Source organism: Pantoea sp. GD03673, from assembly GCF_029844725.1.
In the GTDB taxonomy this organism is placed as follows: Bacteria; Pseudomonadota; Gammaproteobacteria; order Enterobacterales; family Enterobacteriaceae; genus Pantoea.
Genome location: NZ_JAOCKJ010000005.1, coordinates 74,875 through 87,992 on the forward strand (window position 1 = coordinate 74,875; position 13,118 = coordinate 87,992).

The following is a 13,118-nucleotide window of genomic DNA, read 5'->3' on the forward strand; positions in this document are numbered from 1 at the left end:
GGTTCTCAAGGACTTTTGATGCGTAACAACCAGCCTGTCTCTCAGCGTGAATATCAGTTCGACGATAATGCGACACTGATGTCGACCACCGACCTCAACAGCCACATCACATACGCCAACGACGCGTTTATAGAAGCGAGCGGATTCACTGCCGACGAGATCAACGGCCAGCCGCATAACATGGTGCGTCACCCCGATATGCCACCAGAAGCGTTTGCTGACATGTGGGCGACGCTGAAACAGGGTGAACCCTGGACCGCGCTGGTCAAGAACCGCCGGAAAAATGGCGATCACTACTGGGTGCGGGCTAACGCCATTCCGGTCGTGCGCGACGGTAAAGTGCAGGGTTATATGTCGGTGCGCACCAAACCCACGGCAGAGGAAGTGCGACAGACCGACGCGCTCTATCAGGATTTTCGTGAAGGCCGTGCCAGAGGGCGACGTTTTCACAAAGGCCTGCTGGTTCGCAGCGGCTGGCGGCGTCCCGCCTCCCTGCTGAAAACGCTGCCCCTTCGCTGGCGGATCCGCAGCACGCTGCTGACATTACTGCCGCTCACGGTGGCGGGTGCCTGGGCACTGGGCATGACGCCCGCAGCACTGGCAGGCTTTGCCGCAGGGATGGCTGCGCTTCTGCTGCTCTGCAGCCTGTGGCTGGAGCAGCAGATCTCACGTCCTATTGAGCGGATGTGCAGGCAGGCACTGAGCGTGGCGACCGGGGCGAGCCACAAAGTTGACCAGATGGATCGCGTTGATGAGGTCGGCTTCACGCTGCGCGCTATCGGCCAGCTCGGATTGATGTTCCGCTGGCTGGTGGATGATGTCAGCGGTCAGGCGATCAATGTGCTGAGCGCCAGCGACGCCATCGCCCGCAGCAATAACGAACTGAGTCGCCGTACCGAGCAGGCGGCTGCTAACGTGCAGCAGACCGCGGCCACCATGAACGAAATGACCGCCACGGTGAAGAGCAATACTGAAACGGCGAACGAGGTGAATACCCTGTCAGCCGACACCAGCCACGCTGCCCGTAAAGGCGGTGAGGTGATGACCGAGATGATGGGCATGATGGGCGAAATCGCTGACAGTTCGAAGCGCATCGCCAATATTACCAGCGTTATCGATGGCATTGCCTTCCAGACCAATATTCTGGCGCTCAACGCCGCCGTGGAAGCAGCACGGGCCGGTGAGCAGGGCAAAGGCTTTGCCGTGGTGGCGGGTGAAGTCCGCAGCCTGGCGCAGCGCAGCGCTAAAGCCGCCAGCGAAATCAAAATGCTGGTCGAAACCAGCGCCAGCCGGGTTCAGTCGGGCAATGAGCACGCCAGCGCGGCAGGCCGGACAATGCAGGATATCGTGTCGCAGGTGCAGAACGTCACCGCCCTGATTGCGCAGATCAGCGCCGCCACGGCCGAACAGGCAACGGCGCTCAGTGAAGTCAGTTCAGCGGTGGAAGATCTTGATGACATCACTCACCAGAACGCAGCACGCGTGACAGAAAGCGCCGAGGCGTCAGGCCGCATGACCCACCAGGCGAACCGTCTGGTGGAAGCGATCAGCGTGTTCCGTTAAGAGAAAAGAGGAAATGGCCCGATTATGAGGCCAGCGCCTGCGTGCCTTCGCGTCCGGCACGCAGCGCCCCTGGCGACTGCCCGACAATCCGCTTAAAGGCGCGGCTGAACGCCGCAATCGAGCCGTAGCCGAGATGATACGCCACGGCTTCCACCGCTTCGCCATTGTTCACAATCCGCTGTACCGCCAGCCGCATCCGTAACTCGGTCAGATATCGCAGCGGCGTCATACCGGTGGCATTGAGAAAACGTCCGGCAAACACCGACCGCGAACAGCCTGCCACGCTGGCGAGCCGCGCCACCGTCCAGTTTTCGCCCGGCTCACGGTGCATTGCGGCAATCGCCTGACTCAGACGCGGATCGCGCATCGCCTGCACCAGTCCACTGCGATCGCCGCAGCCGTTCTCGACCCAGCCGCGCACAATCAGCGCGGCAACCACATCCGCCAGACGCGACAGAATGCCAGCAAATCCCGCCTGTCTGGTGCGTGACTCCCGCTCCATCGCCGCCAGAATCGGCTGAATCTCCGGGTATTGCGACAGCAGGGTACTCACCAGCATCACATCCGGCATAGTGGTGATCAGCGGCTGCATACCGCCAAGCTCAAACGCCATGCAGGCGCTGAACAGCAGCACGCTGTGCTCGTCATCGCAGGCATCTTCCGGGGCGGCGATGTCGCAGACGCTGTCGCAGAGCGGCTTGCTCGCCATGTTTTTAATGCACTGGCAGTCTGCCTCTTCACTGGAGATCAGGCTGTGCGGTTTACCGTGCGGCACCAGCAGCGCATCGCCGCTGTTGAGCTGAAACAATTCGCCGGAGGCGCTGCGCACCATCAGGGAGCCGCGCCCGACAAAGTGGAACTGCGCCCGGCCCGGTGCGTGCTCATAATGCAGCCCGAACGGTGCGCTTACCGCGATACGCTGATAGTTCACGCCATACAGCCGCATCCCCATCAGCAGCTCACTGGTCAGATCGCCATAGTGACTCATGTGATTCCAGACGAATTATCAAAAATGAAGGTGTAAGTATCATAGATCGTCCTGACGCGACACTCTATGCTCTCACTCACTTTTTTATCTTCCGGAGAAGCAGCATGAGTCTGACAACCGAAGTGGCTGATGAGGTTTCCTCGCCAACCCGTCCCGCATGGGGCGCGGTATTTGCTATGGCGTTTGGGGTGTTCAGCCTGATTACCGCCGAATTTTTACCCGTGAGTCTGCTGACGCCAATGGCCCACAGCCTGGGCGTGTCAGAGGGGCAGGCGGGACAGACCGTCACCATTACCGCGCTGGTGGCGCTGTTTACCAGCCTGGTGACCGGCAGCGTCACGCGGCGCATCGATCGCCGCGTCGTGATGCTGGTGTTTTCGCTGCTGCTGATCGCCTCGGCACTGATGGTGGCGTTTGCCGCTGATCTGACGGTGATCCTGCTGGCGCGGGTGCTGCTGGGCATGGCAATTGGCGGTTTCTGGACACTTTCAACCGCCATTACCATGCGTCTGGTGCCCACCGATCAGGTGCCGCGTGCGCTCTCTATTGTCTTCAGCGGTATCTCGCTGGCGACCATTATCGCCACGCCGCTCGGCAGCTATCTCGGCGGACTGGTGGGCTGGCGCAACATCTTTATGCTGACCGCCGGACTGGGTGCGGTGGCGCTGCTGTGGCAGTTCTTCACCCTGCCCGCCATGCCAGCAGAGCACAAAGCCCGCAACGGTGGCGTCCTGGCCCTGCTGCGTATCGGCGTGATGCGCTGGGGAATGCTGGCGGTGATCATGATGTTTACCGGTCACTTCGCTTTCTTCACCTATCTGCGCCCGTTCCTGGAAGGTGTTGCCCGGCTCAACCTTAATCAGCTGTCGCTGGTGCTGCTCGCCTTTGGCGTAGCGAACTTCTTTGGGACCTCGCTGGCCGGTTTTCTGGTCACCCGCAGCGTATCGCTGACGCTAAGCGGTATGGCGCTGTTAATGAGCGCGACTGCGATGATGCTGGTGAGTTTTGGCGATGTCAGCTGGATGGTGGGCGCGGGCGTGGCGATCTGGGGAATGGCATTTGGTTCAATGCCAACCGGCTGGTCAACCTGGATTTCGCGGGCGGTGCCGGATGATGCGGAATCGGGCGGCGGTTTACTGGTCGCCACCATCCAGCTGGCGATTACCGTTGGCGCAGCAGCAGGCGGCTGGATGTTTGACCTGCGTGGCGCAGGCGGTGTGTTTGTTGCCAGCGGGGTACTGATGCTGCTGGCCGCACTAACCATCTTCAGCCGGGTGCGGCACCACGGTTAATCTTCTCAAGGCAGCGCATTATGCTGCCTTTATTTATAGCGGTGGGTTATTAACCTTTTGAGCGATAACTGTGCGATACGTGCTTTTTATGTTCAATTTAACTGAATGAGTTAAGCAAAACCCTCCGCTTTTTACTGTTCGGTTTCCGGACTAATATATCTATCAACAAGGCAGCACGCCTTACCTGATGAAAATTAATCGAGGAATTGACCATGAAATCTATCAAAACTTTTGCAGCTGTTATCGCCCTCTCTGTTCTGCCACTGACCAGCTTTGCACAATCTGTGACCGCCATCGACTCTACGCTGGATGGTGCAGAAGCGAAAATTGCTGCACAGGCGCAGGAAGCTGGTGCTTCATATAAAATCACTGAAGCCTACACTAACAACGGCGTTCACATGACCGCTGAACTGCTGAAATAAATCGTTTTACCCTCTTGTGCTGACAGGACGCCTCCGGGCGTCCTGGCGGCGTTTCTCTGCGAATAATCCTGTCCCTTTCCCTCGTAAATAATTATCATTCTCAAAAAAAATCGTACTTCAGCCTGCGCGTCAGGCCTTTCTGGTTGCAATGTCGGGCTTTCTTATCACTGCGTCTGCAGTGGATTAACTCTGGAGAAGTTATGAAAGCGATTACCAATACGTGCCGGACCCTGCGTCCGCTGTTACTGGCTACGGCCCTGTTTTCTGCCTCAGGATGGCTGGCAGTGCAGGCGGAGGATCTCAATCAGGCAGTGGGGAAAGGTGTCTATGAGCTGGCGGTCAGCCCGAAAGACAACGCCCTGTTCGTGGCGACAGCGCAAAACAGCAGCGGAGAAGGCGGCACCGTTTTTCGTCTCGACCCGGCTACGCTGTCGGTGCAGCAGTCGATCAACACTGAGCTGAAATCGTTTGGTGCGGCGATCAATCCGCAAACCAATGTGCTTTATATCGGTAACACCGTGAACGGTTCTGTCACCGCCATTGACGCCAGCAGTGGGAAGGTACTGAATACGCTGGTGCTGGATAGCCGTCAGCGCAGTGAGACCGTGCGTCCATTGCAGCCGCGCCAGGTGGCGGTTGATGTGAAAACTAACCGGGTTTATATCACCGGGCTGGGACCGCAGAGCGTGGTCTGGGTGGTGGATGGCAGCACGATGAAGCTTGTCAGCACCATCCCGAATACCGGCAAAATGGCCACCGGTCTGGCTGTGGATGCAGACGCGCAGAAGGTTTACGTCACGAATGCAGATGGCGAGCTGGTGACAATTAATGCCCGAACCAATGCGATTGAGAAGAAGCAGAAGATTGACGGCGATAAAGCGCACTTCTTCCTGAACATTGCGCTGGATACGCATGGTCAGCGCGCCTTCCTGACAGATTCAAAGCAGGCGCAGATGCTGGTGGTTGATCTGCGTAATCAGCAGGTGATTCAGCGGATTGCTGTGCCTGAATCGCTGGCGGTGCTGTTCAACGCGGAGCGTGATGAGCTGTATGTTACCCATCGCAAAGCCGGTGAAGTCAGCATCATTGACGCCAGCAGCTACAAGGTGAAGCGCACGGTGAAAACCCCGGCATTGCCTAATAGCCTGGCGCTTTCAGCTGATGGAAACGTGCTGTATGTCAGCGTGAAACAGCCCGGCTCACGTAAGGAGCCACCAAAAAATCCTGACAGCGTGATGCGTATTGCGCTGTAAGGGAGGCGGTCTGCACTGAAAAACGGGGGCGCTGTTTTAGCGCCACGCGTTGTCACCGGAAAAGCCACTCTGACGAGTGGCTTTTTTGTCGTAAAAAGCCCGCTTTCGCGGGCCAGAATATCAGTGCGTTCCTGCGGAGCCGGTCAGGTCCGAAGACTCTCCGGGGCTTTACCGGGCAGGAACGCGGGCGACGGTTTTACACACCATTGCCGTACTGCTACACATCCTCTGACGCTTCGCGCATCATCTCATCATGCGGCACATCATCCAGAATCTGCTCAAAGCTGCGCAGACGCTTGTAGATGGACATCAGTTCAATCAGCGTTGACCAGGAGGCGATCAGATACTGGAACGAGCCGCGTACCTGATCAAATACGTTGGTGATCTGGTTGAGTAAGCCCAGCGTGATAGTGCCTGCCACAATTGACGGGAACAGCAGGAACAGACCAAACACATTATCGACCTGCAGATAGAGAATGCGGGTGATGTTGAAGTAAAGATAATGGAAGTAGAGACGGAAGTAGTTAACCCGTACCCGACTGAACAATTCCTGCACGGTCTGCGGCTGCGCACGATCGGCATTGTCTTCGCCGTAGACCAGTTCTTTACGGTAAGCGGCTTCAACCCGCTGGTTGCGGAACTCCAGCCCCGGCAGCTTAATCCCGACCAGCGCCAGTAATCCGGTACCAAACACCGACCAGAGCACCGCCGCAATCACCAGTGCATAGGGGATATTACCAAGGAACGGGATATCTTTTACGTGATGGGAGAGCGCGACCAGCACCGGCAAAAACGCCACCAGCGTCATAATTGCCTGAATAAAACTGACGCCCCAGTTTTCCAGGGTTGTCGCAAACCGCATGGTGTCTTCCTGCACACGCTGTGCGGCACCTTCCACATGACGCAGACGCTGCCAGTTGTGCATGTAGTAGTTGTTCATGGCGGTACGCCAGCGGAAAACCCAGTGGCTGATAAAAAAGGAGTTGAGCACGCCAATCACGACGGCAATTAAGGCGATGCCGAGAAACGAGATTACCTGATGGTAAAACTCTGCAATCTGCACCGATCCCGCTTTTGTCAGCGCTTTCTGGATCAGATCGTAAAACGGGCCATACCAGGCGTTGATGGCGACACCGACCTGCACGCCAAACCAGGTGACAAAGATGATCAGCGCGGACCCCCACACTGACCAGCGTTGCCACGGATGGGCATCAATCACCCGCCAGGCAAGGGCAAAAATGGCGACCATAATCCAGTAATAGAGATAAAACCAGATCTGACTCGCGGCGATAAAACGCGCCGCCGTCGTCGGTAACGGTTGTTTCATTGCTGCTTCAAACGTCGGCCAGATACCGGGCAGATGCGCGGCAAAGCCGAACCAGGCAAAAATCGCGAACAGGCTCCAGACAGCCGCAGAGCTGAAAAACAGCGCTGGCCGCGGAAAAAAAGACTTAAACATAGGCACTCCACTGTTGTGTGTTGCCTGTTATAACGTTTTTGACGGGTCGCTGTCTGTAGTCTGTTGTTTCTGCTAATGACAGGCGGTGGATAGATGTTAATGAAATTGTGCGATTTTGTTTCCTGGAACTAAATCTTTGTGAATGGCAGTGTTACAATATGGTGGTTTGTTACCGGTAACAATACTCTGTCGCCCAGAATTTGCTTATAAAAACCATTACAACGCAACCCTCTACTTTTTCATACCGTGCACCATAGCGGGAATGAGGCAATGTCATGTCAGAACAAAAAAAGGGTCATTCACGCAGGGATTTTCTGCTGAAGACTATTACCCTGGCGCCTGCAATGGCGGTAGGTTCCACAGCCATGGGCGCGCTCTCCCTGCCGCTCGCTGCGCAGGCAGCGGAAACCCCGGCTGGCCCACAGCAGGCGCGTGACTATCAGCCAGCCTGGTTTACCGCCGAGGAGTTTGCCTTTATCACTGCCGCCGTAGCACGCCTGATCCCGAGTGATGAACGCGGGCCGGGCGCGCTTGAAGCAGGCGTGCCGGAGTTTATCGATCGCCAGATGAACACGCCATATGCCACAGGCTCGAACTGGTATATGCAGGGGCCGTTTAATCCCGATCTGCCGAAAGAGCTGGGCTATCAACTGCCGCTGGTACCCCAGCAGATCTACCGTCTCGGTCTGGCCGATGCCGACCACTACAGCAAACAGCAGCACGGCAGGGTGTTTGCACAGCTCAGCGGCGAGCAGCAGGATGCCTTATTGCAGGCGATGGAAAGTGGCAGCGCTGAATTCAGCCAGCTGCCAGCAAAAGTGTTCTTCAGCTTCCTGCTTCAGAACACCCGTGAAGGCTTCTTCAGCGATCCTATCCACGGCGGAAATCAGGGTATGGTCGGCTGGAAGCTGATCAACTTCCCTGGCGCACGCGCCGACTTTATGGACTGGGTAGAGCGCGGCGAACGGTATCCGTTCCCGTCAGTGTCGATTCGCGGGGAGAGAAGCTAAGCATGGCAAACGAAATGAAAAAAGTGGATGCGGTGATTGTCGGCTTCGGCTGGGCAGGCGCTATCATGGCGAAAGAGCTGACCGAAGCGGGCCTGAACGTGCTGGCGCTGGAGCGCGGACCGCATCGCGATACCTATCCAGATGGTTCCTATCCGCAGTCCATTGATGAGCTGACCTATAACGTCCGCAAAAAGCTGTTCCAGGATCTCTCTAAAAGCACCGTAACGATTCGTCATGATGCCTCGCAGACGGCCGTTCCCTATCGCCAGCTGGCGGCGTTTCTGCCTGGCACGGGTACGGGCGGCGCGGGTCTGCACTGGTCCGGCGTCCATTTCCGGGTCGATCCAGTTGAACTGCGGATGCGCAGCCATTACGAAGAGCGTTACGGCAAAAACTTCATCCCGGAAGGCATGACGATTCAGGATTTCGGCGTCAGCTACGATGAGCTGGAGCCGTTCTTCGACAAAGCAGAAAAAGTTTTTGGCACCTCAGGCAGCGCCTGGAGCATCCGGGGCAAAGTCGTCGGCAAAGATAAAGGCGGTAACCCGTTTGCGCCCGATCGCTCAGATAACTTCCCGCTGCCCGCGCAGAAGCGCACTTACTCGGCACAGCTGTTTGCGCAGGCCGCCGAATCAGTGGGTTATCATCCCTACGATCTGCCGTCTGCCAATACCTCGGGGCCTTACACCAACACCTACGGCGCACAGATGGGACCGTGCAACTTCTGCGGTTACTGCAGCGGCTATGCCTGCTACATGTATTCCAAAGCGTCGCCTAACGTTAACATCCTCCCCGCACTGCGCCAGGAGCCGAAGTTTGAGCTGCGCAACAACTCATATGTGCTGCGGGTCAACCTCAGCGATGACAAAACGCGTGCGACCGGTGTGACCTACGTGGACGGGCAGGGACGCGAGCAGGTGCAGCCTGCTGACCTGGTGATCCTTTCTGCCTTCCAGTTCCACAATGTTCATCTGATGCTGCTGTCGGGTATCGGTAAACCCTACAGCCCCATCACCAATGAAGGCACCGTAGGCCGCAACTTCGCCTATCAGAACCTCTCAACGCTTAAGGCGCTGTTTGATAAAAACACCACCACTAACCCGTTTATCGGCGCGGGTGGAGCGGGCGTAGCGGTTGATGATTTCAACGCAGATAACTTCGACCACGGGCCGCTGGGCTTTGTCGGCGGTTCGCCCTTCTGGGTCAACCAGGCAGGCACCAAGCCGATCTCTGGTCTGCCGGTACCCGCGGGCACACCTAACTGGGGCAGCAAGTGGAAAGCGGCGGTGGCGGATACTTACACCCATCACCTGTCGATGGATGCGCACGGCGCACACCAGTCTTACCGTGCCAACTACCTTGATCTCGATCCTAACTACAAAGATGCCTATGGACAGCCGCTGCTGCGCATGACCTTTGACTGGCAGGAAAACGACATCAAAATGGCGCAATTTATGGTCGGTAAGATGCGCAATATCGCTGAAGCGATGAATCCCAAAATGATCATCGGCGGCGCGAAAAAGCCGGGCACCCATTTCGACTCTACGGTTTATCAGACCACCCACATCAGTGGCGGGGCGATCATGGGCGACGATCCTAAAACCAGCGCGGTTAACCGTTATCTGCAAAGCTGGGATGTGCCGAATGTGTTCGTTCCGGGCGCATCCGCCTTCCCGCAGGGACTGGGCTACAACCCGACCGGCATGGTGGCGGCGCTGACCTACTGGTCAGCCAAAGCGATTCGCGAACACTACCTGAAAAACCCCGGCCCACTGGTGCAGGCATAAGGATATGGCGATGAAAAATGGCATTCTGGCTCTGATTCTTGGCTCCCTGACGTTCGCCGCACTGGCGGACAGCAGCCAGGACGATCTGGTTAAACGGGGTGAATATCTGGCGCGCGCCGGTGACTGCGTGGCCTGCCACACCAGCAAAGGCGGCGCAGCATTCGCCGGTGGTCTGCCGATGGCGACACCGATTGGCACCATCTATTCCACCAACATCACGCCCGATCCCGCTACCGGTATTGGCGAATACAGCTACGACGACTTCCAGAAAGCGGTGCGTCACGGCGTGGCGAAAAATGGCGATACGCTCTATCCGGCGATGCCATTTCCCTCCTACGCGGTCGTCAGTGATGAGGACATGAAGGCGCTCTACGCTTACTTCATGCATGGCGTTGCGCCGGTTAAGCAGCCAAACCGGGAAAGTGACATTCCCTGGCCACTGTCGATGCGCTGGCCGCTGGCGATCTGGCGCGGAATTTTTGCGCCCGACGTGAAAGCGTTCCAGCCTGCTGCTCAGGAAGATCCGGTGCTGGCGCGTGGTCGCTATCTGGTTGAAGGACTGGGCCACTGCGGAGCCTGTCACACGCCACGCAGCATCACCATGCAGGAGAAGGCGCTGACCAACGAAGAGGGCAGTGACTATCTGGCGGGCAGCAGCGCACCGATTGATGGCTGGACCGCCAGTAACCTTCGCGGCGATAACCGTGATGGTTTAGGCCGCTGGAGCGAAGAGGATCTGCGTCAGTTCCTGCGCTATGGTCGTAACGATCAGACGGCCGCGTTCGGTGGCATGACCGACGTGGTGGAACATAGTCTGCAGCACCTGAGCGAATCCGATATCACCGCCATTGCGCGCTATCTGAAGTCGCTGGGCGCGAAAGATCCTCATCAGGCGGCGTTCAGCGTGGATGATGCTACCGCAAAAGCGCTGTGGCGTGGTGATGACAGCCAGACCGGTGCGGCGGCCTATGTTGATAGCTGTGCGGCGTGCCATAAAACCGATGGCAGCGGCTATAAACGTTTCTACCCGGCGCTGCGCGGTAATCCGGTTGTTATGGCAGACGACCCGACCTCGCTGATCCATATCGTGCTGGTGGGCGGACAGTTGCCAGGCGTCAATGGCGCGCCGTCGACCATTACCATGCCGGCATTTGGCTGGCGTCTCAACGATCAGCAGGTGGCAGACGTAGTGAACTTCGTGCGTAACAGCTGGGGCAACAAAGCGTCGGAGCCAGTCAGCGCGAAACAGGTCGCTGCGCTGCGTAAAGATGAAAAAGATCGGCTGGGCAGTGCAGATATTCGGGTACTGGAAGGCAAATAACCCCTGAGTACAGGTGGCCGTCATCATCAGGATGACGGCCTTTTCTTTGTCAGGGGGCTGAGAAGTGTACGGTCTGGCAGGCATGAAAACTGGACATCGGCCAGACCTCTGACCCGGCTATCGGTAAGCCGCAGACCATCAAAAGCACCGACTGCGTCAGTTAATGTCACCCCCGTCGTTTATCAGGACAGAGGGTATCCATCGTCTCTTCGGGCGAATATAAGTAATAATCAGACAGATTTAAGCAGTGGTGAGCTATGCAGACGCATTCATATGCTGAACACACCATGAAAAACGGGACGATTTTTGACAGGATAAATGCATGCAGACGGTAATGGTGTTACGGCTCAGGCGATTCTGGCCGGGGACATGGTCGTCTTATGCAGACCCGGCTCATTATAGTCATCTGCTCCGGCAAAAATAATCACTCTGTAAGTTTCTGTCTGATAAAAACGACTCACTGTCCGTTGAGCTGAGAATGTGAAGCCGCTCTGCTTTTAGCCCTTTTTTGTCAAAATTAACATCTCCCTCTTTGCTGCTGCCTGCCACTAAAAATAAATTCTGCTGAACCATTTCTCCCGCAACTACCTTCAACATTGAATAATGGTGTGTGGCAGTATTGCTGAAAGTAAAAGGGGATAACGCTGCGATAATTTCACATCAAACGCCATAAAACCCTCGTCCGAAACATTAAACGCTGACGGGCAGGGAGAAAGCCGTGGCAGGTAGGGGGTCAACACGCCTCAGAGGATTAACAATAATAAAACATGTGAATTCAAAACGATGTTAATTGCTTTATTTAGAGGTTTGCTTAATTTTTAAAATAAATATATCAGGATTAATGCTGTTAATAACTAAACGCTTATGGTGAGGCTATTAATTCTTTTTTTGGGATGTCCTTTGCATATTTGTAATTTTTCACTATGTTGACAATTTATCGTGAAAATGGTCTTCTTAGCCTGAAAATATCCATATAAAAACAGTAGTGAATCTTGCCCGCTTATTGATGGGCTTTGAATCACTGTAATCACTGCTGAGGCAGCATTCAGAGATGGGTCGTTTTAATCATTTTTACATCGGGGTCGGGGTATGTCACCGCTAGTTAATGAAACACTGAGTTAATGAGAATGCTCCTGACTGGTAAAGTAATCAAAGGATAATACTAACCTGTCGTTGTCATCTGGGAATGCTGATGGTTGGTTTGTTATGAATTATCGGATCACTCATGAATATATTGTATTTAGCTAACGAAAGCATTAAGTGTCAGGGTGTTTTTCACGTTTTAAATATTCGGTTTCCTGATGATGAGGTTTTGCTTTTTCCAATGAATGAAGTCCGGCAGGCATTACTCAAAAAGTGTTATGACATCATCCTGATTGATTGTGAAAGCATTGAACAACATCTTGCCTTGTCCGAATCCCTGCGTCCGCTTTCAGAGGTCGATACGCCGATCCTGGGATTATCTGCTAACAACGCACTATTCAATCGTCTGCGTATCGAGTTACCCGGTTTTCGCGGCATGATCAATCAGGTCAGCAACGTGGATTTCTTTGTCTCAGCAATAACAATTGTTGCTGATGGCGGCTATTGCTCTTCCTGGGACGTCTTTGAGTCTGATAAAGAAGTCTATGAAGAGATGTATGAAAAAGCGGGGTTAACGCGGCGCGAACGTGAAATATTAAAGCTGTATCAGTCAGGCGAAAGCAACAAAGCAATATCATTAAAACTCTCACGCAGTGAAAAGACAATCAGTGCGCATAAGTCTAATATCCTGCGAAAACTCGGCATAAAAGGCTGGCAGCTAAAAGCGTTGCCTTATAACGGTAGCGTCTGTTCCGATGGAGGTTAACAGTCATTGCCATAATGTTAAAATTTATTAGCTCTTATAATTAATGCCTTCTCAAAAGATACCACTTTTTCTGGACCCGGATAAAAGAAAATAGTTTTCTGTCGGGCTCAGTGAAGTGATGTTTTGACAGGGCAGGACAGTACCTGCTTTATCAGGTAGAAATTTTTTATTGAT

The 13,118-nt window shown here is 55.1% G+C and carries 10 protein-coding genes; 8 read left to right on the top strand and 2 right to left on the bottom strand.

Annotation, left to right across the window (positions count from 1 at the left end; genetic code table 11):
• The first annotated feature begins 18 nt into the window (after window positions 1-18).
• Window positions 19-1,563 carry a PAS domain-containing methyl-accepting chemotaxis protein gene (locus N5J69_RS10755; protein ID WP_279770221.1) on the top strand — a complete coding sequence of 515 codons (1,545 nt, stop codon included), beginning with the start codon at window positions 19-21 and terminating at the stop codon, window positions 1,561-1,563.
• Between the two features lie 22 nt (window positions 1,564-1,585).
• On the opposite strand, the gene N5J69_RS10760 is transcribed toward N5J69_RS10755, so the two are convergent.
• The gene (locus tag N5J69_RS10760) at window positions 1,586-2,551 is read right to left on the bottom strand and encodes an AraC family transcriptional regulator (RefSeq protein WP_279770222.1); all 966 of its coding nucleotides are present in this window, start codon (window positions 2,549-2,551) and stop codon (window positions 1,586-1,588) included.
• A gap of 104 nt (window positions 2,552-2,655) precedes the next feature.
• On the opposite strand from N5J69_RS10760, the gene N5J69_RS10765 reads away from it, so the two are divergent.
• From N5J69_RS10765 to N5J69_RS10775, 3 genes are all read left to right on the top strand, one after another.
• Entirely contained in the window at window positions 2,656-3,843 is a 1,188-nt protein-coding gene (locus tag N5J69_RS10765; RefSeq protein ID WP_279770224.1) for an MFS transporter, read from the top strand.
• 212 nt (window positions 3,844-4,055) lie between these two features.
• On the top strand, window positions 4,056-4,265 hold the full coding sequence (locus N5J69_RS10770) for a DUF1471 domain-containing protein (RefSeq protein WP_279770226.1): 210 nt from the start codon (window positions 4,056-4,058) through the stop codon (window positions 4,263-4,265).
• A 200-nt stretch (window positions 4,266-4,465) separates the two neighbouring features.
• Window positions 4,466-5,518 carry a YncE family protein gene (locus tag N5J69_RS10775; protein ID WP_279770227.1) on the top strand — a complete coding sequence of 351 codons (1,053 nt, stop codon included), beginning with the start codon at window positions 4,466-4,468 and terminating at the stop codon, window positions 5,516-5,518.
• Between the two features lie 217 nt (window positions 5,519-5,735).
• On the opposite strand, the gene sbmA is transcribed toward N5J69_RS10775, so the two are convergent.
• Window positions 5,736-6,977 (bottom strand): peptide antibiotic transporter SbmA, encoded by a 1,242-nt coding sequence (gene sbmA / locus N5J69_RS10780; RefSeq protein ID WP_279770228.1) that lies wholly within the window; start codon window positions 6,975-6,977, stop codon window positions 5,736-5,738.
• Window positions 6,978-7,252: 275 nt separating this feature from the next.
• Between sbmA and N5J69_RS10785 the strand changes: the two genes are divergently transcribed.
• From N5J69_RS10785 to N5J69_RS10800, 4 genes are all read left to right on the top strand, one after another.
• On the top strand, window positions 7,253-7,987 hold the full coding sequence (locus N5J69_RS10785; protein WP_279770229.1) for a gluconate 2-dehydrogenase subunit 3 family protein: 735 nt from the start codon (window positions 7,253-7,255) through the stop codon (window positions 7,985-7,987).
• 2 nt (window positions 7,988-7,989) lie between these two features.
• The gene (locus N5J69_RS10790; RefSeq protein WP_279770231.1) at window positions 7,990-9,774 is read left to right on the top strand and encodes a GMC family oxidoreductase; all 1,785 of its coding nucleotides are present in this window, start codon (window positions 7,990-7,992) and stop codon (window positions 9,772-9,774) included.
• A gap of 10 nt (window positions 9,775-9,784) precedes the next feature.
• Window positions 9,785-11,095 (top strand): cytochrome c, encoded by a 1,311-nt coding sequence (locus tag N5J69_RS10795; RefSeq protein WP_279770234.1) that lies wholly within the window; start codon window positions 9,785-9,787, stop codon window positions 11,093-11,095.
• Between the two features lie 1,225 nt (window positions 11,096-12,320).
• The gene (locus tag N5J69_RS10800; RefSeq protein WP_279770236.1) at window positions 12,321-12,944 is read left to right on the top strand and encodes a response regulator transcription factor; all 624 of its coding nucleotides are present in this window, start codon (window positions 12,321-12,323) and stop codon (window positions 12,942-12,944) included.
• The last annotated feature ends 174 nt before the right edge of the window (window positions 12,945-13,118 follow it).